The sequence below is a fragment of the Clostridium niameyense genome (genome assembly GCF_001243045.1).
Lineage (GTDB): Bacteria > Bacillota > Clostridia > Clostridiales > Clostridiaceae > Clostridium_F > Clostridium_F niameyense.
The window spans coordinates 195436-219992 of record NZ_LN849007.1; the positions used below are offsets into that span (position 1 = coordinate 195436).

Annotated in this window: 20 protein-coding genes, 1 tRNA gene and 1 other annotated feature; of the genes, 13 read left to right on the forward strand and 8 right to left on the reverse strand. The window is 26.6% G+C overall.

Annotation, left to right across the window (positions count from 1 at the left end; translation table 11 throughout):
• Positions 1 to 26: 26 nt before the first annotated feature.
• Positions 27 to 251 (reverse strand): hypothetical protein, encoded by a 225-nt coding sequence (locus BN1711_RS01935; protein ID WP_050606520.1) that lies wholly within the window; start codon positions 249 to 251, stop codon positions 27 to 29.
• Positions 252 to 514: 263 nt separating this feature from the next.
• Positions 515 to 740: a binding site (T-box leader), on the forward strand.
• Positions 741 to 793: 53 nt separating this feature from the next.
• On the opposite strand from BN1711_RS01935, the gene trpS reads away from it, so the two are divergent.
• Complete coding sequence (trpS, locus tag BN1711_RS01940) at positions 794 to 1792, forward strand: tryptophan--tRNA ligase (RefSeq protein ID WP_050606521.1); 999 nt, start codon at positions 794 to 796, stop codon at positions 1790 to 1792.
• Between the two features lie 188 nt (positions 1793 to 1980).
• On the opposite strand, the gene yidA is transcribed toward trpS, so the two are convergent.
• On the reverse strand, positions 1981 to 2781 hold the full coding sequence (gene yidA, locus BN1711_RS01945; protein ID WP_050606522.1) for a sugar-phosphatase: 801 nt from the start codon (positions 2779 to 2781) through the stop codon (positions 1981 to 1983).
• Positions 2782 to 3122: 341 nt separating this feature from the next.
• Here yidA and BN1711_RS01950 point away from each other — a divergent pair, with 341 nt between their 5' ends.
• A complete protein-coding gene (locus BN1711_RS01950; protein ID WP_050606523.1) occupies positions 3123 to 4712 on the forward strand; it encodes a peptide chain release factor 3 in 1590 nt (529 codons plus the stop codon).
• Between the two features lie 65 nt (positions 4713 to 4777).
• On the opposite strand, the gene BN1711_RS01955 is transcribed toward BN1711_RS01950, so the two are convergent.
• Positions 4778 to 5740: a phosphatase PAP2 family protein gene (locus BN1711_RS01955; RefSeq protein WP_050608418.1), complete on the reverse strand. Its 963-nt coding sequence runs from the start codon at positions 5738 to 5740 to the stop codon at positions 4778 to 4780.
• A gap of 572 nt (positions 5741 to 6312) precedes the next feature.
• On the opposite strand from BN1711_RS01955, the gene BN1711_RS01960 reads away from it, so the two are divergent.
• The 3 genes from BN1711_RS01960 (at position 6313) to BN1711_RS01970 (ending at position 8729) form a co-directional block, all read left to right on the forward strand.
• On the forward strand, positions 6313 to 6873 hold the full coding sequence (locus BN1711_RS01960; protein ID WP_050606524.1) for an ECF transporter S component: 561 nt from the start codon (positions 6313 to 6315) through the stop codon (positions 6871 to 6873).
• Positions 6874 to 7031: 158 nt separating this feature from the next.
• Positions 7032 to 8180: an AlbA family DNA-binding domain-containing protein gene (locus BN1711_RS01965; RefSeq protein WP_050606525.1), complete on the forward strand. Its 1149-nt coding sequence runs from the start codon at positions 7032 to 7034 to the stop codon at positions 8178 to 8180.
• 141 nt (positions 8181 to 8321) lie between these two features.
• Positions 8322 to 8729, forward strand: a complete 408-nt coding sequence (locus BN1711_RS01970; protein ID WP_050606526.1) for a hypothetical protein — start codon at positions 8322 to 8324, stop codon at positions 8727 to 8729.
• 56 nt (positions 8730 to 8785) lie between these two features.
• On the opposite strand, the gene rimI is transcribed toward BN1711_RS01970, so the two are convergent.
• Genes rimI through BN1711_RS01990 form a run of 4 tightly spaced genes read right to left on the reverse strand, consistent with a single transcriptional unit; the run spans position 8786 to position 11676 of the window.
• On the reverse strand, positions 8786 to 9235 hold the full coding sequence (gene rimI / locus BN1711_RS01975) for a ribosomal protein S18-alanine N-acetyltransferase (protein WP_050606527.1): 450 nt from the start codon (positions 9233 to 9235) through the stop codon (positions 8786 to 8788).
• Positions 9228 to 9947 carry a tRNA (adenosine(37)-N6)-threonylcarbamoyltransferase complex dimerization subunit type 1 TsaB gene (gene tsaB, locus BN1711_RS01980; RefSeq protein WP_050606528.1) on the reverse strand — a complete coding sequence of 240 codons (720 nt, stop codon included), beginning with the start codon at positions 9945 to 9947 and terminating at the stop codon, positions 9228 to 9230. Before tsaB ends, rimI begins: the two co-directional genes overlap by 8 nt.
• Positions 9944 to 10402 (reverse strand): tRNA (adenosine(37)-N6)-threonylcarbamoyltransferase complex ATPase subunit type 1 TsaE, encoded by a 459-nt coding sequence (tsaE, locus tag BN1711_RS01985; protein ID WP_050606529.1) that lies wholly within the window; start codon positions 10400 to 10402, stop codon positions 9944 to 9946. Before tsaE ends, tsaB begins: the two co-directional genes overlap by 4 nt.
• Before the next feature lie 38 nt (positions 10403 to 10440).
• A complete protein-coding gene (locus BN1711_RS01990; RefSeq protein ID WP_050606530.1) occupies positions 10441 to 11676 on the reverse strand; it encodes an HD-GYP domain-containing protein in 1236 nt (411 codons plus the stop codon).
• 186 nt (positions 11677 to 11862) lie between these two features.
• Between BN1711_RS01990 and BN1711_RS01995 the strand changes: the two genes are divergently transcribed.
• From BN1711_RS01995 to BN1711_RS02015, 5 genes are all read left to right on the forward strand, one after another.
• Positions 11863 to 12780, forward strand: coding sequence for a metal ABC transporter substrate-binding protein (locus tag BN1711_RS01995; protein ID WP_050606531.1), 918 nt, complete (start codon positions 11863 to 11865; stop codon positions 12778 to 12780).
• Between the two features lie 23 nt (positions 12781 to 12803).
• A complete protein-coding gene (locus BN1711_RS02000; RefSeq protein ID WP_050606532.1) occupies positions 12804 to 13682 on the forward strand; it encodes a bactofilin family protein in 879 nt (292 codons plus the stop codon).
• A 37-nt stretch (positions 13683 to 13719) separates the two neighbouring features.
• A complete protein-coding gene (locus tag BN1711_RS02005; protein ID WP_050606533.1) occupies positions 13720 to 14109 on the forward strand; it encodes a zinc ribbon domain-containing protein in 390 nt (129 codons plus the stop codon).
• 52 nt (positions 14110 to 14161) lie between these two features.
• Positions 14162 to 14237: transfer RNA gene (locus BN1711_RS02010), tRNA-Trp, on the forward strand.
• Between the two features lie 165 nt (positions 14238 to 14402).
• Positions 14403 to 15662 (forward strand): NAD(P)/FAD-dependent oxidoreductase, encoded by a 1260-nt coding sequence (locus BN1711_RS02015; RefSeq protein WP_050606534.1) that lies wholly within the window; start codon positions 14403 to 14405, stop codon positions 15660 to 15662.
• 76 nt (positions 15663 to 15738) lie between these two features.
• Here BN1711_RS02015 and BN1711_RS02020 read toward each other — a convergent pair whose 3' ends face one another.
• Complete coding sequence (locus BN1711_RS02020; protein ID WP_050606535.1) at positions 15739 to 16368, reverse strand: RusA family crossover junction endodeoxyribonuclease; 630 nt, start codon at positions 16366 to 16368, stop codon at positions 15739 to 15741.
• Positions 16369 to 16546: 178 nt separating this feature from the next.
• Between BN1711_RS02020 and tsaD the strand changes: the two genes are divergently transcribed.
• The 3 genes from tsaD (at position 16547) to BN1711_RS02035 (ending at position 24511) form a co-directional block, all read left to right on the forward strand.
• Positions 16547 to 17569, forward strand: a complete 1023-nt coding sequence (gene tsaD / locus BN1711_RS02025; protein ID WP_050606536.1) for a tRNA (adenosine(37)-N6)-threonylcarbamoyltransferase complex transferase subunit TsaD — start codon at positions 16547 to 16549, stop codon at positions 17567 to 17569.
• A 235-nt stretch (positions 17570 to 17804) separates the two neighbouring features.
• Positions 17805 to 21239, forward strand: coding sequence for a pyruvate carboxylase (locus BN1711_RS02030; RefSeq protein WP_129582111.1), 3435 nt, complete (start codon positions 17805 to 17807; stop codon positions 21237 to 21239).
• A gap of 344 nt (positions 21240 to 21583) precedes the next feature.
• On the forward strand, positions 21584 to 24511 hold the full coding sequence (locus BN1711_RS02035) for an insulinase family protein (RefSeq protein ID WP_050606538.1): 2928 nt from the start codon (positions 21584 to 21586) through the stop codon (positions 24509 to 24511).
• Positions 24512 to 24557: the final 46 nt, after the last annotated feature.

The window sequence follows — 24557 nt, forward strand, 5'->3', positions numbered from 1 at the left end:
GCCTCATTTAAAATTATGATTTAATATTATTTATAATTTTTAGTTTCTTCAGTATTGGTCTCCTTATCATTAGGTTCCTTTAAAATATTAGAAGTGTAATCAAATTCCTGCCATGCAATGTTATTACATACAATAGGATCAGTTACAGGATCAGGAAGTATTACAGAGTCTTTTTTAGAATAAGATTTAACGGTTTTAGGTTGTTGTTCTAGATATCCTCTTTCATTTGGAAGATATACTTTTTTACTCATAAATACACTCCTTTCTGTTAAAAATAATAATAATATTATTATTCCACTATTATAGAAAATAATGATGCAAATAAACTGTAAGTACATAAAAGACATTCATAAAATTATAAGTTATTACTAAAGAGAAAATTTATGGAAAATATTTAATATCTGTTAGAAACTTAAAAGAGGAATTTAATTAAGAATAAAAAATATATTGTAATTTACAGGAATTATAGCAAAAATAATTTAAATGGTATATAATATATTAATAAATATAAAAATAAAATTCTATGAAAGAAAGTAAGTAAGTTTAAAAACAAACTTAAAGAGAGTTGTAGGTGCTGAAATTACAACAGTTATGATTAAACTGAATGGGTTCTTGAGAACTTAAGGTGAAATTTAAATTAGCCTTAAGCGTAAATCTTACGTTATAAAGATTTAAAATGTTTAAGGAGAAATTTATTATTTCTTAAAACATAGGTGGTACCGCGATAATACGCCCTATAACTTTAGTTATAGGGCGTTAATTTTATAAAATTTAATGTGATGGAGGAAGAAATATGGAAGAAAAGAAAAAAATAATATTTAGTGGAATTCAACCTTCAGGAAATTTAACTATAGGAAATTATTTAGGAGCTATAAAAAACTGGGTAAAACTTCAGGATCAATATGATTGCTATTATTGTGTAGTAGACTTACATGCTATAACAGTAAAACAAGAACCTAAGGATTTAAGAAGAAGAACGTTAGAAGTACTTGCTATATATATAGCATCAGGTATTGATCCAGAAAAGAATACAATTTTTATACAATCACATGTACCTACACATTCAGAAGCAGGATGGATTTTAAACTGTAATACCTATGTAGGTGAATTATTTAGAATGACTCAATATAAAGATAAATCTCAGCGTTACGGAGAATCTGTAACAGCAGGATTGTTAACTTATCCGGTATTGATGGCTGCAGATATATTGTTATATAATGCAGATTTAGTTCCAGTAGGGAAGGATCAAAAACAACATTTAGAGATAACAAGGGATATAGCTCAAAGATTTAATAACACTTATAGTGAAACATTTACAATACCTGAACCATATATTCCAGAAGAGGGAGCAAAGATAATGGATCTTCAAGATCCTACAAAGAAAATGTCTAAATCCTCTGATAATCCGAATTCATATATTTTAATAATGGATTCACCAGAAACTATAAGAAGAAAAATAAATAGAGCGGTAACAGATAGTATAGGTATCGTAAAATATACAGATGAACAACCAGGAATTAAAAATTTAATGACAATATTAAATACTATAACTGGAATGACTATGAAAGAAATAGAGAAAAAGTATGAAGGATTGGGATATTCAGAATTTAAGAAAGATGTAGGGGAAGCTATAATACATGAGCTAAAACCAATTCAAAATAAAGTAAATGAACTATTAAAGGACAAAAAATATTTAGAGGAAATATACAAAAAAGGAGCGGAAAAGGCTTACAGAACATCATATAAAACTTTACGAAAGATGCAAAAGAAAATAGGGTTTATACCAAGATAAAGAAATTTATAAAAGTTTTGTAATTTAAAAGTTTGTTTAAGTAAAAGAAGTATTTTGGTAAATTAAAAATGGAATATTATTAATCAGAAGTCATTTTAAAGATAATTAAAGTTTCAAATTATGTATGACTGTGATCCTAATTTCCATTTTTAATTTATATTTATTTACTTCAATTTTATCAAAAGTTGTTATAACACAAATTTTTCTATAACGTGGGCTACTCCATGTTCTTCATTAGTTTTAGTTATATAATTGGCTACTTTTTTTAGTTGTGGGAATGCATTACCCATAGCCACACCTAATCCAGCGTATTCTACCATGTGAATGTCATTTTCTGCATCTCCAATGCACATTACTTCGTCTTGTTTTATGCCTAATTTTTCAGCTAATTTTTTAACACCATAGCCTTTACTTACATCTTTGTTTAAAAATTCTAAGTATACAGCGTCGGTTCTAACTATATTATATTTGTTATATAGGAATTCCGGAAGTTTTGTTATGATTTCATCTAATTTTTTTTCTGCACCTATAAACATTATTTTTATTATTTTAATGTTTTCATCTAATTTATTAAAGTCAACTACATTTAATGGTATGCCATTAAGGTCACTTTCCATTTTACTATAAGAATTTAATTTAGGAGTATAACATTTATCTATAGTTAAGAAATGTATATCTATATCTAAATCCTTACTTAAATCATATAGTAAATTTAAATCTTCTTTTGTCATATAATTTTCAGTTAGTATTTCATCTTCTGAAGTTTTTTCAACTAAACCTCCATTAAAGGCCACGGCGTAGTCATGGTTGCTTATTAAATCCAATTGTTTTAAATATTTTTTTATACCTTCAAGAGGTCTTCCAGTAGATAATACTACTTTAACTCCCTTATCTTTGGCCTTTTTTATTGCTATTTTGTTTTCTTCAGAAATAGTTTTATCATCTTTAAGAAGTGTTCCGTCCATGTCTATAGCTATTAATTTATACATTTTTGACCTCCTCATTAGTGGATTTGTATAGAATTATTATAACATGTTAAAATTAAAATTAAAGCAGAGTTATTTAATAGGTAAAATACTACAATTAGGGTGCTAGAATTATATACCAATGTCACATAATTATTTATATACGGTGTGTTTTTATTGAAAATGGATTTAGTAAATGATATAATTTATGTGGTTTTTACATTGAAAATCTACATATTTATTTTAAATAAAAATTTATGCAATGTATATACATAGAATTTGTGTCTAAGGGGATGTACGCTCGATTACACATCCTCTATTTTATTTAAATTTTAACTCTGATTTTATAAGGAGAGTGAGGAATAATGGCTGATTTAATAAAAGAAATAGAGAGAAGAAGAACTTTTGCTATAATATCTCACCCAGATGCTGGAAAAACTACTTTAACAGAAAAACTATTGTTATACGGAGGCGCTATAAGATTAGCAGGTTCTGTAAAAGCTAGAAAAACATCAAAACATGCTACTTCAGACTGGATGGAAATAGAAAAGCAAAGAGGAATTTCTGTAACTTCATCTGTAATGCAATTTAATTATGAAGGATATTGTATAAACATATTAGATACCCCAGGACATCAGGATTTTAGTGAGGATACTTATAGAACGCTGATGGCAGCAGATAGTGCAGTAATGGTTATAGATGCAGCTAAGGGTGTAGAGGAACAAACAAAAAAACTATTCCATGTATGTAGTTTAAGGGGAATTCCAATTTTTACCTTTGTAAATAAAATGGATAGAGAAAGTAGAGATCCTTTTGAATTATTAGATGATATAGAAAATGTTTTAGGAATTAAATCTTATCCCATGAACTGGCCTATAGGTTCAGGTAAGGAATTTAAGGGTGTATATGATAGAACAAAGGAACTTATACAAGTATTTAATGCGGGAAATCATGGACAGACAGCTGTAAAATCTGTATCTGGTGGTGTTGATGATAAGGTACTTAATGATTTATTAGGCAGTGATTTGCATGAAAAATTAAAAGAGGATATAGAACTTTTAGATATTGCAGGAGACGATTTTGACTTAGAACAAGTAAGAAAAGGAGAACTTACACCTGTATTCTTCGGAAGTGCTTTAACTAATTTTGGTGTAGAGCCGTTTCTAGAAAAGTTTTTAAGTTTAACACCTCCACCTCTTTCAAGAGAGTCAGATAAAGGTGAGATAAAAGCTTTTAATGAGGATTTTTCAGCTTTTGTATTTAAAATACAAGCAAATATGAATCCAGCTCATAGAGATAGAATAGCATTTATGAGAATATGTTCAGGTGAATTTAAAAAAGGCATGGAAGTATATCATGCTCAAGGTAAATCAAAAGTAAAGCTTGCACAACCTCAACAATTTTTAGCGCAAGATAGAGAAATAGTTGAAAAAGCTTATGCGGGGGACATAATAGGAGTATTTGATCCAGGTATTTTCAGAATAGGAGATACTTTATGTTCACCTCAAAATAAGTTTAAGTTTGAGGGAATCCCTACATTTGCACCAGAGTATTTTGCAAGAGCTAGAACTGTGGATACCATGAAAAGAAAGCAGTTTATTAAAGGAATGACTGAAATTTCTCAAGAAGGTGCTATTCAGGTATTTAAAGAATTGCACATAGGAATAGAAGAAATTATAGTAGGTGTTGTAGGTGTTCTTCAATTTGAAGTATTAGAATATAGAATGAAAAATGAATATAATGTAGATATAAAATTAGAAAGAATACCTTATAAATATGTAAGATGGATTGAAGAAAGTAATAAAGATGCAGAAGATTTAACAGTTACCAGTGATACTAAATTTATTAGAGATTTAAAAGATAGAAAGTTATTGTTATTCCAAAATGATTGGTCTATAAGTTGGGCTTTAGAGCATAATGATGGTTTAGTATTATCTGATATAGGTAAAAATTAAAAGTATAAAAACACTATTCAGTTTATTGAATAGTGTTTTTTATTATAAATTATTAATATTTATTTTTAATTATCTAAGTTATAAGTACCAGTAAAAGTATTTTCTATATAGATACTTTTTGGAGTTTTATAATAAAATCTATCTAAAATATATTTTAATGGCTTTTTTCCTTTATCTAATATAAAGTCTACAATTTTTACTGATACTAAAGCTAAAATCATGCCACAGATAACGTCTATAATCCAATGGATTTCTAAATACATTGTGGAATAAACTACAGATAAGCAGAAGAAACTCCAAATCCATTTAAATAACGTATCCTTCTCATTAGTAATTACTACTAGAAACATAGCAAAAGCTATAGATGTATGCATTGAAGGAAAACAATTAAGCGTTACACCTGCAGCAGCATTAGGACTTAAATTTCTAGCTAATCCATCAGGGTGACCATTTACATACCAAACTTCTTGTAAATGGAAGGTTAAATAAAAAGGAGTAATTAGAAATACTTGTAGGAGATGTCCAGAAAGACCATATCTAAGCATTTTTTTAAAATCTTTTGACATAGCTGCTCTATATATAGGAATTAAAACAGTAGGTACAAAACCATTGTTATAAACTAATCTAAAAAACCATGTAAGAGTATCTGTCTTAAATATTCTTGCGAAACCTGCATCATTAAAAGGAATATTTTTAAAAATAGGATTTAAATCTACAACAATATCTCTACTAATTTGCCAACTAAGCATTTTTCCCCAAAAACTATATCCATGTTTATTTGCATAAAATATAAACATTAAAAATGGAATAGCTAGTACTAAAAAAGAAACCGTTCGCACATCGTGTCGTATTTCTTTATATATAGTAAGTGAAGCTATAGCTAGCAGTAGTAAATAAAATTTATAATCATAGGATAAACTATTGATAAGAGAAAGCCTAATAAATGAATAGGTAAAAATAGCTCCTACAATTATAAAGTAATACCTTTCCAAAAATGAAATTAAATTATGAAAAAAGTCTTTATTCATTTTTAAATTAAATTTTTTTAGTTTGTACAATGAAATGTTCCTCCTTAAGTTTAATATATTTATAATAACATTAAATTTTTGTTAATATTCAATATTTCATTAATAAATTATATAACATACTAAAACAAAAGTATACAATGCTTCATAAGATAATATTGTAAAATTTTGATGAAATAAAAGAAACACTTAAGATTTAAATAATTACATAAGTGTTTCTTTTTATTTAGATTTGAATTTAATTTCAACTTCGATATTCTTTTTTACTAAATAAAATATCTATGATAAAGGTAAAAGTGGCTATTAATAAAAGAAAATTTATAAAATTACCTCCAACTTTAAATATTAGTGCTATTAAGCAAAATAAAATAATTATGCCTTCTAGCCATTTAAAAAATATCATATTGAATCCTCCTCTTTGGTGCAATAAAAAATGTATTGTAAGCATAAATAGTTTATCCAGTAACTATAAAATTTATTTTAATGTGTATCCATACATTTTAAAATAAATTGATTATTTATTATAATTAAAAGAGTAATAAATATTTAGGATAATTAGATTGGGGGTTTTTTTTATGGAACAAAAAAATGCAATTTATAGTACGAATATTTTAGATATAGTTCAAGTTGCAGTTATGGCAGCTATAGTGTGTGTGACAACTTTTACTATAAAGGTACCAACTTATACTGGATATACCCATATAGGCGACAGTATGGTTCTTTTATCAGTAATGCTTTTGGGAACAAAAAAGGCTGTAATAGCATCTTCCATAGGTATGGGATTAACTGACATAATATCAGGATATGTGGCTTGGGCACCATTTACTATTGTAATAAAGGGTGTTATGGCACTTATAGCAGGCAAAATTATATATAGTAATAAAAATGAAGATAAACTATCAGTTAATTTAATAGCATTTATTATAGCTGGTTTATGGATGGTAACTTCATACTATTTTTCAGGGGCTATAATGACTAGATTTATATTATTTAAGAGTGCTACATTACAACAATCATTAATATTGGCCTTAAAGGAAATACCATCTAATTTAGTTCAAGCAATATTGGGAATAATAATTGCATTACCATTAGGAAAAGCTTTGAAAAAATCCAATGTCATAAAAGGCTTAAAATAGTGTAGGATAAGTCCTCTAAAATAGAGGGCTTTTTTATTTTAGTTTTTAATATTTTAGTTAAACAGTATAATATTTGAAGTTTTAATTATATAAATCACAATTTCTATATATAATAAATATTAAGAAATTAATAATATTTATAGTAGGGGTTATTTAAAATGGATATTAAAAAGTTAACTAGTTTAATAAAGAAAAATGAGGGGCTTAAATTAGATTTTAAACAACAAATTTATTTAGATATGGAAAGTGGTAAAAAGGAATTAGCTAAAGATGTATCGGCTATTGCTAACTCAAGGGGAGGGAGAGGTTATATTATAATTGGAATAGAGGATAAAACTAAAAAAGTTTTAGGAATTGATGATATAAATTTTACGGAAGAGCAGATTCAACAAATAGTAAGTTCTAGAATTGATCCACCTATTCCTGTGGCATTAGATATTATAAGTTATAAGGGGAAAAAAATAGCAGTAATAAATATATATGATAGTGATCAGAAGCCTTATCAAGTAAGAGAAACTGGAGCTTTTTATATAAGAAGAGGTTCTACTACAGATACAATGAGAAGGGAAGAGATAATAACATCCTTTCAAGAAAGTTTAAATTTGAATGTTGAGTTATGTCCTATAGTAAATAGTAGTGAAAAGAATTTAGATATGAATTTAGTAGATAAATATTTCCGAACTATAAGTGTGCCTATTAATGACGAAAATAGAATAACATTAATGGAGAATGCATCTATAATACGTTATGATAAGGAAAGAAATAAGTATAATTCAACTTTAGGAGGATTATTAGTTTTTTCTAGATATAATAATGTTTTTATTCCACATAATATGGTTAGGATAGTGAATAAGGTTAATAAGAATGTTAATAAGGTTACCATAATTAAAGGAGATTTATTATCTATAATAGATACTGGTAAAGAAGTATTAAAAAGTATTTTACCTAAAAAGTATCCTATAGAAGCAGTATGTGAAGCATTAAATAATGCAGTTTTGTATAGGGATTATTCCATATTTTATAAGGAAATAGAAATATTAATAAATTTTAAAAGTATTACTATTAAAAGTCCAGGATGTTTACTCAGAGATAGCAATTTAAATATTAACAATACCCTCAAAAGAAATATGTGGATTTATGAGAAGTTAATAGCTTTAGATGATAAACACAGATTTGCTAAATCTGGGAATGGATTTAGAAAAATGAAAAGATTTTTTAAAAATAAGGGTAAAATAATTTTTATAAATTCTTTTAAAGAAAATAATTTTAAAATCATATTTCCGGGATTAGATAAATTTTTTAAATAATAATAAAAAAATATCTTAAAATGTAGTATATAATAATATTTATTATTATTATAATATTCCAAATATTGTTGAAAAAGTATTTGTTTTACTATATAATTTATATAAGGACTTCACCTAAATATTATTAAAGGGGTGGTAAAAATGATTCAGGTGTTTTGTAAACAGCGTGGCTTTGGTAAAACAAAAGAATTGATAAATAAAGCTAATGATGAGTCTAGCGTAAACAAAGGACATATAGTGTACATTGATGATGATAATAGACCTATGTTTGCTTTGGATACTGATATAAGATTTATAAACACTAGTGAATTTAAAGTTAATAATTGCAAAAGTTTTTATGGATTTTTGTGCGGCATTATATCAGAGGATTATGATATTGAAAGTATCTATATTGATGGATTATTTAATATTATAACTGAGGGTATTTGTGATGCCGCACATTTATTTTATGCTTTAGAAACTATTAGTGAAAACCACAATATAGATTTTTATATAAATATAAATCATGAGGAAGACTTACCTAAATTTTTAGAAAAGTATGTAGCATAATAAATAACAAAATAAGTTTATTTATAAAATAGATTAGGCTGGTAAAATACCAGCCTTTAATCGTATCTCCACATTATTATAGCATCTTCATTGTTGTCTGCATAATATCCTTTCCGAATACCACTGTTTTTAAAATTAAATTTATAATAAAGATTTTGGGCTGTAGTATTAGAGGCTCTAACTTCTAAAGTTATATTAGGAAAATTCTTTTCACCACATATTTTTATAATTTCTTCCATCATTAAATTACCAACACCTAATCCTCTAAATTTGGGATGTACAGCTATATTTATTATGTGACATTCATCAATTATAAACCACAATCCAAAAAAACCTATGACCTTATTATCTTTTAAGGCTACCATATATTTTGCAGATTTATTTTTTAACTCTTGTTCATAAGATTCTTTTCTCCAAGGAGTAGAAAAACTTAGCTTATCTATTTCCATAACATCATTTATATGATCTTTAGAAAAGGGTTTTATAAAAATTGGCTCTTTACTCATTTTTTAATTTCTCCATTTTTTTTTCATATTCTCTTTCAGCTTGAGATTTTCTTATGTATAATGGAGCAAAAGTATATATATCATCTTCAATTCCTTGTTTTAAAAGATTTAGACCTAGTTCTCCTAAAGAAGATGAACGAGTTATGTTTAAACTATTAGGTGCGAATCTAATAGTTGTATCCTTTAAAGCATTAATTAAAAAATCTTTAAACTTATGTATTCCATCTCCTATAAAGGTAACTGGGAGTTGCTTAGATTTTAATATATTAGTTAAATCTTCTATGGAAATTACATCATGATCCATAATTTTTTCCAAGTTTTCATTTTCAAAAGTGTATAAAGCTGTATAAACATTTCCTCTTAATGCATCTAATATTGGACATATTATACCAGGGGTATAAGCTAAATTATAAGCTAATGAATCTAAGGAAGAAACAGAAACAAAAGGTTTTTTTGTACCTTGAGCTAAGCCTTTTATAGTAGCAGCTCCTATTCTTAATCCTGTAAAAGAACCAGGACCTTTAGATATAACAAATCCATCTATAGAGGAAATCTCACAATTTATATTTTTAAGTAAAGTATCTATCATAGTCATTAATATTACTGAATGTTGTTTTTTATAATTAAAGGATATTTCACCATATAATTTATTTTCATCGAGTACAGAACAAGTGGCACATTCTGTAGCAGAATCTAGACTTAGTATTTTCATATTTTTATCTCCTTTATATAATTGAATCTATCACTTATAAAGTTTATAGTAATTTTTCTAAAGTTTTCACCTTTATTAGGCATTTTAGTTATATTAATATCCAAATTATCTTTAGGTATTAATTCTTCTATATAGTATGACCATTCAATAATACTTACAGCATCTGAAAAAATATATTCATCAAATCCTATAAATTCAATTTCATCTATATCACTAATTCTATAAACATCAAAGTGATAAAGTGTTAATCTACCTTTATACTCATTAACTATATTAAAAGTTGGACTAGTTATGTTATCATTTATGTTTAATCCTTTAGCAATGCCTTTTGTAAAATGAGTTTTTCCGGCTCCTAAATCACCATTTAAGCATATTATATCACCAGGATTACAATGATTTCCGATTATTTCTCCTAATTTTAGTGTCTTATCTAAAGAATCAACTATAAAATCCATTTTATCACCTCCTGAGCATTTGTTTATATCAAAATATTTTATATTTTTAAAGTTTCTTTTAATATTTCTACTGATTTTTCACAAAGAGATCCATCTAAAACCATATTATCTAATATAGAAAAGGCTTCTTTGGAAGTCATAGGAGTTCTATAAGGTCTATCTTCTATAAGAGCTTGATAGACATCACATACGGCAATTATTCTACACTCTTGAGATAAATCTTTTGATTTTAATCCTAGGGGATATCCTTTCCCATTTAATTTTTCGTGGTGATTAGATGCCCAATCTGCCATATCACCTATATCTGCAAATCTTTTTAAAATTACATTAGTATAATAAGGATGAGATTTTATTATAGAAAACTCATCTTTTGTTAAAGGACCATTTTTATCTAAGATATTTTTTGGAATAGCAAGTTTACCTATATCATGTAAAAGTCCAGCTATTTTAATTTCTAAGCATTTTTCTTCATCATAATTTAAATGCTTAGCTACTTTATAACATAGATTTGCTATACTTTTAGAGTGTCTAGCAGTAAATTCACTTTTATTATCTATAATATCTGCAAATATATAGGCTATATTTATAAAATTATCTAAATTAAGTTTGTTAGAATATATGGGAGTTATAGTATTTAGTGTATAATTTAAATAATAAGGATTTTCCATATCAAACCAAAACATATCTTTTGACGATACATTTAAAAATGCTTCTACTATGGAGGGAGAAAAAATTTTGTTTTCTTTTTTCTGAATCCAAGTTTGGATATTATTCTTTTGTATGTAAGATGGTAGTTCCTCACTATATAATAGTTCTATTAAATCAGAAATTCTTATTATTTGACTTTCTAGAGGTATGTTATCACCTTTCAATGCCAAAGAGCCAGAGCCATCCCAATTTTCGTGATGGTATAAAATAAAAGTAGACATTTTATAGAAAATGGGAAAATTTTCAGTTAATTGTGCCCCGATTTTACAGTGCCCTAGTATAAATTTATTACTAGAGTGACTTTGAGATAGAAAATTTGTGGCACCTATATCGTGAAGAAGAGAAGATACATATAATTCTTCTAATTGTCTACCTTCTATATTTAATTCTTTTGCTATATATAAGGCTATATAGCTCGTTCTTTGTGCATGATTAATAAATTTATGCTTTGAATAATTAATATTTGTTACATTTTCTATTACATTTTTATTATCAAAAGAACTCATTTCTGCTAAATCTAATGCTGTAGATATAGCTCTTAGAATTTTATCCATACCTACCTCCATATAAAACACTCCTTAACTTTTATATTATTTTATCACAGTAAGGGTAAATAATAAATATTATTCATATAATGAAGTAATGCGTATAAATATTTGCATTGTAAAAATCTATTGATTACAATATAAATAATAATAAAGTTTAAATTATATAGTTATATACTAATGTTTATATATTTTAGAGGTGAATTTATGAAAAAGATACTTACTATTATCTCAATTTGTATTATTTCATTGATTTTTTACACATATGCTACCAGTTCTTATGAAGATTTTGAGGATAATAATGTTAAAATAAATAAAGAAGTTTATTTAGATATAATGACTACAGATAAAAATTTATACTATATTGTAAAAAATATAGTTAAGAATAAACACTATGTAGATTATATGTTTAAAGAAAATACAGATCAATATATATATAAATTTACTAAGGATAGTTTAGATAATATAAGTAATAAGGATTTATTTTTTTATGTAGGAGCAGATTTCGAACCTTGGATAGAAGAATTTTTAGGTAAATTAGATAAAGGAAAGGTGAGAGTGGTTAATGCATCTAGAGGTATTAAAATAATTCCGTATACTAAAAAAGTTAAATATGAAGATAGGGTGTTAGGAAATAATCCATACTATTTTTTAAACCTTAATAATTATAAAACTGCTCTTGCTAATGTGAAAAATGCAATAGAAGATAAAGATCCAAGTAACAGGGATTTTTATGAAAAAAACTTTTATAATCTTCTAAAGAAAATAAATGAGTATGGAGATCAGTATAAAGAATTATCAGAAAAGCTAGTAGATTATATATTTGTTTCAGAAGAAGATGAATTAGATTATTTAATTAAATATATGAATTTAAAAAATATAAAATTAAAAAGGGATGAAAGTGGAACTATATTAAATGAAGAAGAATTAAGGACTTATATAGATAGTAGAAAAGATGCAAAAATTGTATTTTTATATAGTAATAATGATATATTAAAAGAGAATAAAGATATCCTAGATAAATATAAAATTAAACCTTTAAATATAAAAATTTATGATAGTAATATGAAATTTCAAGATATAGTAAAATATAATTTTTCTATGTTTAAAGAATTAACCAAGTAATTTATTGTAAGAGGTGATGTTATTTGAAAAGGTATTATAAGTTTATATTGTCATTAATCATATTTTTAATTATTCCTATTTGTAATGTTAAAGCTTCAAGTCCTAATTATGTAGTTACTGAAGGGATAATTAAATTTGGTGAAAACATATATATACAACCAGGTCAAATAGAAAGTACAGATGTAATAGGATTTGGCGGTGACATTTATATAAATGGAATAGTTCATGGAAATGTTAAATCTATTGGAGGAAATGTATATATTAATGGTAATGTAGATGGAGATGTAGTTTCTTTTGGAGGAAAGATTACTACTGGGCCTAAGGGAAAAGTTAACGGTAAGATAAAAGAAAAATTTAAAAATATGAATTTACCTTTTTTAAGAAAAAATAGCATTTATAACATAACAGATTATAAATTTCATTATAGTAGAATAGCATCAGTTATTTTACTTGGCATACTTTGTATTGTAGTATACAATTTAATTCCTTATAATGAGCTCAAGATGGCTTCATCTTTAGATAAAAGCCTAGGAAAAAGTTTATTATATGGATATATATTTATGATATTAACACCTGTTATAATCATGACCCTAATTTTCAGCATAGTGGGTATAATTTTAATTCCAGTAGTATTATTAATAATAATGGGAATTTTCATTATCGGATTTACAGCATTATGTTTATTTTTAGGAAAAAGGCTTTTAAAATCTCGGGTTTCACCTATAGTTTCTATTTTAATTGGAATAATTTTTTATGAACTTATAAGAAGCATTGTTTTTATAGGATTAGGAAAATTAATAGTATCACTTTTTATAGTTCCATTAAGCATAGGGTTAGCTATAAAAACTAAGTTTGGAAGTCTTAGACCTTGGAGAAGAATAGATAATGACAATTGGAATTAAGTTTAAACATTAGGGCTAGACATAGGAGGAAAATAGTATGTTTTTTTTAGGGGTATTTGGTATAGAACCTAGAGAAAAGAAAATAGGAGAAGTAGATTCTGTAGAGTGTATAAAATGTGGTATGTTTACGAGATATACCATTATAAAAACATATAATGTATTTCATTTTTTCTTTTTACCATTAATCAAGTGGGGAGAAAAATATTATTTAAAATCTAGATGTTGTAATACCATATACGAAATAAATAAAGAAGATATTAATAAAATTAATGAATCTAAAAGTCTGCAAGATATAACTATTAAAGAAATATACTCTGATATAAATTATTCTAGGATATGCGCAGATATAATATGCCCTAATTGTAAAAGAAAGATGGAAAAAAATTTTACTTATTGCCCTTACTGTGGTAAAAAAATAAATTTTTAATTAATAAAGTCTTGCATTAATATAATAAATAATGTATAATAGTTCTTGTCTTAGGGGTATAGCTCAATTGGTAGAGTAGCGGTCTCCAAAACCGTTGGTTCCGGGTTCAAGTCCTCGTGCCCCTGCCATTTATAAAGCCAGTAATCATTATGATTACTGGCTTTTGTATTATAAACTATTACTAATAATTTTTAAAATATATAGTTAAAATAAAAAAGTTAAATTATTTATGGTAAAATATATATGTATTATTTTATATTTTAAATGGTTTAATTTTGGAGGGTTTAATATAGATGAAAGAGTTTGACTTAGTTGTAGTAGGAGGGGGCCCAGCGGGTTTAGCTTCAGCTATATCTGCTAGGGAAAAAGGGATAGAAAATATATTAATATTAGAAAGAGAAGAAACACTAGGAGGTATACTTAATCAGTGTATACATACAGGATTTGGTATACGTGTGTTTAAAGAAAATTTAACAGGACCTGAGTGTGCACAAAGATTAATAGATAAAATTCATGAATTAAATATAGATTATAGGGTTAATACATCTGTGCTAGATATAACTAACAATAAAGAGATTATTGCCGTAAATCCACAAGAAGGTATGATAAATTTAAATTGTAAATCAATTATATTAGCTACAGGATGTAGAGAAAGACCTAAAGGTGCTATTAATATGTTTAGTACTAAATATGCAGGTATATACACAGCAGGTATAGTTCAAAAATTTATAAATACTCAAGGATGTATGCCTGGTAAAGATGTAGTTATATTAGGATCTGGAGATATAGCTTTAGTTATGGCAAGAAGAATGACATTAGAAGGTGCTAATGTTAAAGCTGTTGTAGAAGTAATGCCTTATTGCTTGGGCTCAGAAAAAAATGTAGTTGAATGTTTAGATCAATTTAATATACCACTTAAATTAAGTCATATAATTACTAATATTAAAGGAAAAGATAGATTAGAAGGAGTTACGGTAGCTAGGGTAGATGAAAATGAAAATCCTATAAAAGATACAGAAATATATATATCTTGTGATACTCTAATTTTATCTGTTCAGCTTAAGTCTGAAAGTGATATTATTAGGCAAACAGGAATTGATATAGAAGAAAGTACATTAGCTCCTAAAATAGGGGAGAATCTCCAAACTTCAATAGAAGGAATATTTGCTTGTGGAAATGTGGTTCATATACATAATACTGCAGATGAGGTTATTGAAGAGGGATATAGTATAGGAGAAAAAGTATTAGAATATATGAAAGGTGAGTGCTTTTTAAAAGGTAGTATATTAAAAATTGTGGGAAAAAAGGAAATAAAATATTTAACACCTAACTTTGTTAACTTAGATAAAATTCAAGAGAATTTACAGATTACCTTAAAATTTGATGCATTATATAACAATTGTAATATATATTTGGTTGGAGGAAATAATAAAGAATTAATAGAAAGAAGAGACGTTATTAAACCAGGAGAAATGGTTCATATATTTATTTCAAAAGATTTTTTATATAAATATAAAAATTGTGAATCAATATGTATAAAGATAGAATACTAAATACGTTATATATTAATATAATAAAAAGAGATATCATTTAATCTACATTAGGATATCTCTTTTTAGTTGTATTATATTAAAATAAATTTTTTAAACAATTTTTACATATAGTCATAGTCTTATTATTAGCTGTAACAATTTCATTTTTATTAAAGGCTTTACCGCATATTTCACAGATTATGACATTTTCCTTATTAATTTTATTTTTATTCTTAATATTAGTAGAGGTTAATTTTGACTTTTTATTTGGTGGTAAATCATATTCTATAGGCTTATCTTTAACTTCTTTTTTTGTTATAGAGTAATTTACTTTAAAGGAACTCTCCCCAAATAGTTCCAATTCAAATCTGGGATTTTCTTTATCGTAGAATTCTTCTATAATTAATCTTCTGACTTGTGCATCATTTACAATGATTCCACTTTTCTCTATGCCATCAAATATACTTTTAGTTATATTATTTGTATCGGGATGTCTTTTCTCGCTCTTATAAAAAACTTTTAATATTGCAATTAAGGATTCTGATAGAGTTATATTAGGATTTTGACATCTAGCTTCATAAGCTATTTGTTCTTCATATATAGCATATCTATCGTGATATTTTCCAGAATTAACAGGCATTATAGCTCTACCTTTAAGATTAAATAATTTAAAATTTGATTTAGATATAGGGGATCCCTTTATTATAATTTTAGCGTAGTTCTCCATAGTTAGTCTCCTTAATATGTTGTATTATTTATTATTATAACATATGAAAAAACAATAAAATCACACTATAATTTGAATATTAATTATTAATAAAGTATAATTTATTTTGTAAAAATTAACTTATGAACAATATAAAATAATCCTATAGAAGAATGTAATTTAAAAGGAGCAGATTATTATGAATGAAAATATAAAAATTCTTGCTATAGAAAGTAGTTGTGATGAAACTTCAGCATCCGTAGTTGTGAATGGAAGAGAGGTTTTATCCAATATAATAGCATCTCAAATAAGTACTCATGAAAAATTTGGAGGGGTAGTTCCAGAAGTTGCTTCAAGAAAACATATAGAAGTAATAAGTACTGTAGTAGAGGAAGCATTAAATGAAGCAAAGATAACTTTAGATGAAATAGATGCAATTGGTGTAACTTATGGTCCAGGTCTTGTGGGAGCATTATTAGTAGGACTTCAATATGCTAAAGGTTTATCTTATGCTACGGGAAAGCCTCTCATAGGAGTTAACCATATAGAAGGACATATTAGTGCTAATTTTATAGAATATAAAGAACTTAAACCGCCTTTTATGTGTTTAGTAGTATCAGGTGGACACACTTTTATAGTTTATATGAAAGATTATGGTAATTTTGAAGTAATAGGAGAAACAAGAGATGATGCAGCAGGAGAAGCTTTTGATAAGGTTGCGAGAGCTATAGGACTTGGTTATCCAGGAGGCCCTAAAATTGATAGAGTATCAAAAGAGGGAAATGAAAATGCTATAAAATTTCCAAGAGCTAATTTTCATGATGATTCTTTAGATTTTTCTTTTAGTGGAGTAAAATCTGCAGTATTAAATTATTTAAATAATAAAAAAATGAAAGATGAATCAATAAATGAAAAGGATGTTGCAGCATCTTTCCAGAAAGCTGTAGTAGATGTTTTGGTAGACAATGCAATTAAGGCATGTAAAATGAAGAAAGTTGATAAAGTAGCAGTGGCAGGGGGAGTAGCATCTAATTCTTGTCTAAGAAAAACATTAATAGAAAAATGTAAAAAAGAAAATATAGACGTAATGATACCACCTTTAATATTATGTACAGATAATGCAGCCATGATAGGTAGTGCTGCTTATTTTGAATATAAAAGAGGTAAAATTTCGTCACTAGATATAAATGCAGTACCTAATCTAAAACTTGGAGAAAGATAGTATAATAATTATTTATATGGTTTTACTTTAAAATAGAATATATTTTAAAAAAATGATATAATATATTTAACAATATTATATCATTTTTAATATATTTTTAATAAATTAAAAAATACAACCCATAAATAATTTTTATTTAAATAAAAAAACACATAAATAATAAGAAATTGATTATGAAGCGTACTGGATTTTGAATAGTTAGAGAACACAATTTATAAATAAAAGGGGGATAATAATGAAAAAGTTTAAAAGAGTTCTTGTTGCTAATAGAGGAGAGATAGCTATAAGAGTTTTTAGAGCTTGTCATGAATTAGGCATAAGAACTGTAGCTATATATTCTGAAGAAGATAAATTTGCACTATTTAGAACTAAAGCCGATGAATCTTATTTAATAGGTAAAAATAGGGGACCTATAGAGGCATATTTAAATATTGATGAGATAATAAGTCTTGCTCTAAAAAAAGGTGTAGATGCAATACATCCAGGTTATGGATTTCTATCTGAAAACCCAGAGTTTGCAAGAAAGTGTACTGAGGCAGGTATAGAGTTTATAGGACCTACTGCAAATATGATGGAGAAACTAGGGGATAAAATTAAATCCAAAATTGTTGCTGAGAGTGTAAAAGTGCCTACTATACCAGGAGTTCAAAAACCAATTACATCTGAAGCAGAAGCTATGGATTTTGCAAGATATTGTGGATATCCAGTAATGCTTAAAGCTGCAGCTGGTGGTGGCGGAAGAGGTATGAGAATTGTAAAAGATGAAAAAGAACTAATATCATCTTTTAGAAGTGCTAAAAATGAAGCTAGAAAAGCCTTTGGTATAGACGATATGTTTATAGAAAAATATTTAGAAAATCCTAAACATATAGAGGTTCAAGTTTTAGGAGATAAAAAAGGTAATATTGTTCATTTATATGAAAGAGATTGTTCTATTCAAAGAAGACATCAAAAGGTAGTAGAGTACACGCCTGCTTTTGCTTTGAGTGAAGAAAAAAGACAGGAAATTTGTAATGATGCTTTAAAAATAGCTAAAGCGGTAGATTATAGAAGTGCGGGTACATTAGAATTTTTAGTAGATAATTTTGGAAATCACTATTTTATAGAAATGAATCCAAGAATTCAAGTAGAGCATACAGTAACAGAAATGGTTACAGGAATAGATATAGTACAAAGCCAAATATTAATAGCAGAAGGATATGATTTAACTTCCGATGAAGTGGGAATAAAATCGCAAGAGGATATAAAAACAAGAGGGTTTGCTATACAATGTAGAATAACTACAGAAGACCCATCAAACAATTTTGCACCAGATACAGGCAAAATTGAAGATTATAGAACAGGTTCTGGATTTGGTATAAGACTAGATGGAGGAAATGGATTTACAGGTGCTATTATAAGTCCTTACTATGATAGTTTATTAGTTAAAACTACAGCTTGGTCAAGAACTTTTAATGATGCTATACGAAAGTCTATAAGATCTATTAAAGAACTTAAAATTTCAGGAGTTAAAACTAATATAGATTTTTTAATAAATGTATTGAATCATGAAAAATTTGTAGAAGGAAAATGTGGAACAAAATTTATTGAGGAAAATCCTAAATTATTTGATATACGTCCTAATGCAGATGAAGAGTTAAGAATAATAAAATTTATAGGGGAAAAGGTAGTAAATGAAACTCATGGTATAAAAAAAGATTTCGATGTACCTCAAGTACCTTTAATAAATGATGGTATAAATTTATCAGGAACAAAACAAATATTAGACAATGAAGGCCCAGAAGCACTAGTTAGCTGGATAAAATCTCAAAAGAAATTACTTTTAACAGATACTACTATGAGAGATGCTCATCAATCTCTTATGGCAACAAGAATGAGAACTATAGATATGCTTAAGATAGCTAAAGCTGAATCTTACTTAGCTAAAGATCTATTTTCTATGGAAATGTGGGGAGGAGCTACTTTTGATGTAGCTTATAGATTTTTAAAGGAATCTCCTTGGGAAAGGTTAGAAAAACTTAGGGAATTAGTGCCTAATGTTTTATTTCAAATGCTTATAAGAGGAGCTAATGCAGTAGGATATAAGAATTATCCTGATAATGTTATAAGGAAATTTATAAAGGAGTCTTCAAAGTCTGGAATAGATGTATTTAGAATATTTGATTCATTGAACTGGTTAAATGGAATGGAAGTAGCTGTAGATGAGGTATTAAACCAAGGTAAGGTTGCTGAAGCATGTATGTGCTACACAGGTGATATATTAGATCAATACAGAGATAAATATACACTTCAATATTATGTAGATTTAGCTAAAAATATAGAGAAAAGCGGTGCTCATATATTAGGAATTAAAGATATGTCTGCATTATTAAAACCTTATGCAGCAGAAAAACTTATAAAAGCATTAAAAAATGAAATATCTATACCAATACATCTACACACACATGATACTACGGGAAATGGAGTTGCTACAGTTCTTATGGCAGCCACTGCAGGGGTAGACATAGTAGATACTGCATTTAATAGTATGTCAGGTCTTACAAGTCAACCAGCTCTAAATTCGGTAGTTGCGGCTCTTGAGAATACAGAAAGAGATACGGGTATGGATTTAACACAATTACAAAGATTGTCAGATTATTGGAGTGCGGTAAGACCTGTATATAGCAATTTTGAGTCTGAGTTAAAATCCGGTTCAGCTGAAATATATAAATATGAGATACCAGGAGGACAATACTCAAATCTTAAACCTCAAGTTGCAAGTTTTGGATTAGAGCATAAATTTGAAGAAGTAAAGGAAATGTACAAAAAGGTAAATGAAATGTTTGGAGATATTATTAAAGTTACACCTTCTTCAAAAGTTGTAGGTGATATGGCTATATTTATGGTACAAAATGGCTTAACACCAGAGAATATATATGAAAAGGGTAAGAATATGGCTTATCCAGATTCCGTAGTAGCTTATTTTAAAGGAATGATGGGTCAACCAATGGGAGGATTCCCTGAAAAATTACAGAAGCTAGTTTTAAAAGATGAGAAGCCTATAACATGCAGGCCAGGGGAAATGTTAGAGGAAGAAAATTTTCATAAAATAAAAAAACATTTAAAAGAAAAGTTTAATTTAGATGCTAGTGAAAAAGAAATTATGAGTTACGCATTATATCCAGAAGTATTTGAGCAATACTTGAATTTCTTAAATGAATACGGAGATTTAAGTTCCATGGGTAGCGATGTGTTTTTCCATGGATTATATGAAGGTGAAATAGCCGAAATAGAAATAGAAGAAGGAAAGATATTAATAGTTCAGTTATCAGAAATAGGTAAGGTAGATTCACAAGGGTATAGAACATTAGTATTTGAGATAAATGGAAACAGAAGGGAAACAAAGATAAAGGACAAGTCCAGCTTAGCATCAAATTTAAAATTAGAAAATGAAATTAGAATGGCAAATCCAGAAGATAAAAGCAATATAGGTTCTAGTATACCAGGAAATGTGGTTAAGGTTTTAGTTGATATAGGTGATGAAGTTAAAAAAGGTGATGATTTAATAGTTATAGAAGCTATGAAAATGGAAACAAATGTAGTAGCTCATGAAGATGGGATTATAAAAAATATATTAGTTAAAGAAGGACAACAAGTAAAAACAGGACAATTACTTATAGAGATAAAGTAAAAAAAACGCTGCTTATTAGCAGCGTTTTTATTATGGGAAGTTTATAATGGGTTTTAAATGGTTTATCTATCTATTCTATGTATTTATTATATAATAAAAAAATTATTCTGTCAAAACATTAACAAAAATAAAGTTAAAAACTAAGTGAAATTTAAATATTTTCTATTTAAATATAAAATTGTCTTATGTTTTTATATGTATATTATAAATATTTTGTTAAATATATAATTATATATTTGTTATATAAAATTAAATAGTAGTTTGTCTATGGTATAATTACTATTAATATAGGAAAATAATACATATGAAATTAATTATTAGTAAAAGAGAGGAGAATAAAAAATATGCGTTTGAAAGTTGGAGAAGTATACCATGGATTTAAGTTATTAAAAGAAGAAACTATAAAAGAGATAAATTCTATAGCTCAAGAGTTTTTACATGAAAAAAGTGGAGCTAAACTTTTATATTTAAATAATGATGATGATAATAAGGTGTTTTCTATAAGTTTTAGAACTCCTCCTAAAGATAGTACTGGTGTAGCTCATATATTGGAACATTCAGTTTTATGTGGTTCAAGAAAATTTCCAGTTAAAGAACCATTTGTAGAACTCATAAAAGGTTCTTTAAATACATTTCTAAATGCCATGACTTTCCCAGATAAAACTATGTATCCTGTAGCTAGCACTAATGATAAGGATTTTATAAATTTAATGGATGTATATTTAGATGCAGTGCTTTACCCCAATATATATAAATATCCAGAAATATTAATGCAAGAGGGTTGGCATTATGAACTAGAAAATAAAGAAGATGATCTTCAATATAAAGGTGTAGTTTATAATGAAATGAAAGGAGCACTTTCTTCACCTGATTCTATATTATTTAGAAAAATACAGGAGTCTTTGTTTAAAGACACAATTTATGGAGTAGAATCTGGAGGAGATCCTAAAGATATACCTAATCTTACTTATGAAGAGTTTTTAGATTTTCACAAAAAATATTATCATCCATCTAACAGCTTTATATTTTTGTATGGAAAAATGGACATAGTAGATAAATTAAAGTTTATCAATGATAACTATTTAAAAGATTTTAAAAAGATAGAAGTAGATTCAGAAATAAAACCTCAAAAATCTTTTAAAGAGCCACAATATATGGAAATTAAATATCCAATTTTAAATAATGAAAGTGAAAAGGACAAAACATATTTAAGTTTAAACTTTGCGGTAGGAAAATCAACAGATAAGGAATTATATTTAGCTTTCGATATTTTAGAATATATATTATTAGAAACACCATCATCTCCACTAAAAAAGGCATTATTAGAAGCTAAAATAGGTAAAGATATATTTGGTGTATATGATAATAGTATACTTCAGCCTACTTTTAGTATTGTATTGAAAAATTCTAATGAGGATAAATTAGAAGAATTTAAGTCTATTGTGTATGATACTTTAAATAGATTAGTAGATGAAGGAATAGATAAAAAACTTATAGAATCCTCAATAAATATAAAAGAGTTTGCTTTAAGAGAGGCAGATTATCAAGGATATCCGAAGGGCCTTATATATAATTTTAAATGTATGGATAGTTGGCTTTATGGTGAAAATCCAATTATTCATTTAGAATATAATGAAGTATTAAAGAATATAAAAAAGGCATTAAACACTAATTATTTTGAGGATTTAATAGAAAGATATCTATTAAATAATAACCATGCATCATTATTGGTTATAAAACCGGAAAAGGGATTAGAAGAAAAAAGAATTGAAGATGTAAAAAATAAACTTAAAAAATATAAAGAAAGTTTAAAAGAAGATGAAATAGATAATTTAATTAGGGAAACTAAAAAACTACAAGAAAGACAAAAAAGTCGTGATTCTGTTGAGAATTTAAAGAAGATACCATTACTTTCAATAGATGATATAGATGAAAATGGAGAAAAGTTACCATTAGAAGAAAAAGAAATTTTAGGTATAAAAACTTTATATCATAATATATTTACAAATAAAATTTCTTATATAAATTTATATTTTAATACTAAAGCTATTGAAAAAGAGGATATACCATACATATCTTTATTATCCTCAGTCTTAGGAAAAGTTAGTACTGAAAATTATAATTATGCTGATTTATCTAATGAAATAAATATAAACACTGGTGGTATTAAATATGGAGCAGAATGTTTTAGCGACAGTAAGGACTTTAATAAATATTATCCTATGTTTGTTATAAATGCTAAATGTTTATCAAGCAAAGTTAAAAATTTAATGGAAATTTTAAAAGAAATAATTTCTAATACTAGATTTGATGAAAAGGAAAGATTAAGAGAAGTAGTAGAAGAATTAAAATCAAGAATGCAGATGGTTATGTTCGATAGAGGAGATATTGTAGCTGTAAAAAGATTATTTTCATATTTTTCTCCTTCAGGCAAATATGATGAAGTTTTATATGGAATAGAGTTTTATAAATTCATAGAAGATTTAGAGAAAAATTTTGATGAAAAATTTGAAAAGGTGAGTTATTCACTTGAGAAAGTATTTAATAAAATTTTTAATATAAATAATTTATTAATAAGTGTAGCATCAGAAGAAGAAGATTTTGATAATTTTAAAAAAGAATTTAAAATATTAAAAGATGTCTTAAAAGATGAAGAATTAATTTATTATGATTATAACTTTAAACTAAATGAGAAAAATGAAGGTTTTATTACTACAAGCAAAGTTCAATATGTAGCTAAAGGATATAATTTTCAAAAGTTAGGATATGAATATAAAGGAAGATTACAGCTTATCAAAACTATAATAAGTTATGATTACTTATGGAATAAAGTTAGGGTACAGGGAGGTGCCTATGGATGCTTTACCTCTTTTATGAAAAATGGTAATACATTCTTTGCATCTTATAGAGATCCAAACTTAAAAGAAACTTTAAATGCATATGATAATGCTTCAAAGTATTTAGCTGATTTTGATACAGAAGAAAGGGAAATGACTAAATATATTATAGGTACTATTTCTGATATAGATATGCCATTAACACCTTCTATGAAGGCCAGAAGAGCGGTAGATTATTATCTAAGAAATATATCATATGAAGATATGCAAAGGGATAGAAAAGATATACTAGAAGCAAATCCTGTTTCTATAAGGGAAGTTAGCGCTTTGATTAAAGAATCAATGAATGAAAATTATATATGTGTTGTAGGTAATGAAGAAAAGATAAAAGAAAATAAAGAAGAATTCAATAATATATTAAATATTTTTGAATAGTAAAAAAGCTGTCTCATTTTATTGAGACAGCTTTAATAGCTTTTTA

What these genes read in the sequence shown, in the direction of transcription:
- BN1711_RS01935 (WP_050606520.1), bottom strand. Translation starts at nt 251, where the DNA reads ATGAGTAAAAAAGTATATCTTCCAAATGAAAGAGGATATCTAGAACAA.
- trpS (WP_050606521.1), top strand. Translation starts at nt 794, where the DNA reads ATGGAAGAAAAGAAAAAAATAATATTTAGTGGAATTCAACCTTCAGGA.
- yidA (WP_050606522.1), bottom strand. Translation starts at nt 2,781, where the DNA reads ATGTATAAATTAATAGCTATAGACATGGACGGAACACTTCTTAAAGAT.
- BN1711_RS01950 (WP_050606523.1), top strand. Translation starts at nt 3,123, where the DNA reads ATGGCTGATTTAATAAAAGAAATAGAGAGAAGAAGAACTTTTGCTATA.
- BN1711_RS01955 (WP_050608418.1), bottom strand. Translation starts at nt 5,740, where the DNA reads ATGAATAAAGACTTTTTTCATAATTTAATTTCATTTTTGGAAAGGTAT.
- BN1711_RS01960 (WP_050606524.1), top strand. Translation starts at nt 6,313, where the DNA reads ATGGAACAAAAAAATGCAATTTATAGTACGAATATTTTAGATATAGTT.
- BN1711_RS01965 (WP_050606525.1), top strand. Translation starts at nt 7,032, where the DNA reads ATGGATATTAAAAAGTTAACTAGTTTAATAAAGAAAAATGAGGGGCTT.
- BN1711_RS01970 (WP_050606526.1), top strand. Translation starts at nt 8,322, where the DNA reads ATGATTCAGGTGTTTTGTAAACAGCGTGGCTTTGGTAAAACAAAAGAA.
- rimI (WP_050606527.1), bottom strand. Translation starts at nt 9,235, where the DNA reads ATGAGTAAAGAGCCAATTTTTATAAAACCCTTTTCTAAAGATCATATA.
- tsaB (WP_050606528.1), bottom strand. Translation starts at nt 9,947, where the DNA reads ATGAAAATACTAAGTCTAGATTCTGCTACAGAATGTGCCACTTGTTCT.
- tsaE (WP_050606529.1), bottom strand. Translation starts at nt 10,402, where the DNA reads ATGGATTTTATAGTTGATTCTTTAGATAAGACACTAAAATTAGGAGAA.
- BN1711_RS01990 (WP_050606530.1), bottom strand. Translation starts at nt 11,676, where the DNA reads ATGGAGGTAGGTATGGATAAAATTCTAAGAGCTATATCTACAGCATTA.
- BN1711_RS01995 (WP_050606531.1), top strand. Translation starts at nt 11,863, where the DNA reads ATGAAAAAGATACTTACTATTATCTCAATTTGTATTATTTCATTGATT.
- BN1711_RS02005 (WP_050606533.1), top strand. Translation starts at nt 13,720, where the DNA reads ATGTTTTTTTTAGGGGTATTTGGTATAGAACCTAGAGAAAAGAAAATA.
- BN1711_RS02015 (WP_050606534.1), top strand. Translation starts at nt 14,403, where the DNA reads ATGAAAGAGTTTGACTTAGTTGTAGTAGGAGGGGGCCCAGCGGGTTTA.
- BN1711_RS02020 (WP_050606535.1), bottom strand. Translation starts at nt 16,368, where the DNA reads ATGGAGAACTACGCTAAAATTATAATAAAGGGATCCCCTATATCTAAA.
- tsaD (WP_050606536.1), top strand. Translation starts at nt 16,547, where the DNA reads ATGAATGAAAATATAAAAATTCTTGCTATAGAAAGTAGTTGTGATGAA.
- BN1711_RS02030 (WP_129582111.1), top strand. Translation starts at nt 17,805, where the DNA reads ATGAAAAAGTTTAAAAGAGTTCTTGTTGCTAATAGAGGAGAGATAGCT.
- BN1711_RS02035 (WP_050606538.1), top strand. Translation starts at nt 21,584, where the DNA reads ATGCGTTTGAAAGTTGGAGAAGTATACCATGGATTTAAGTTATTAAAA.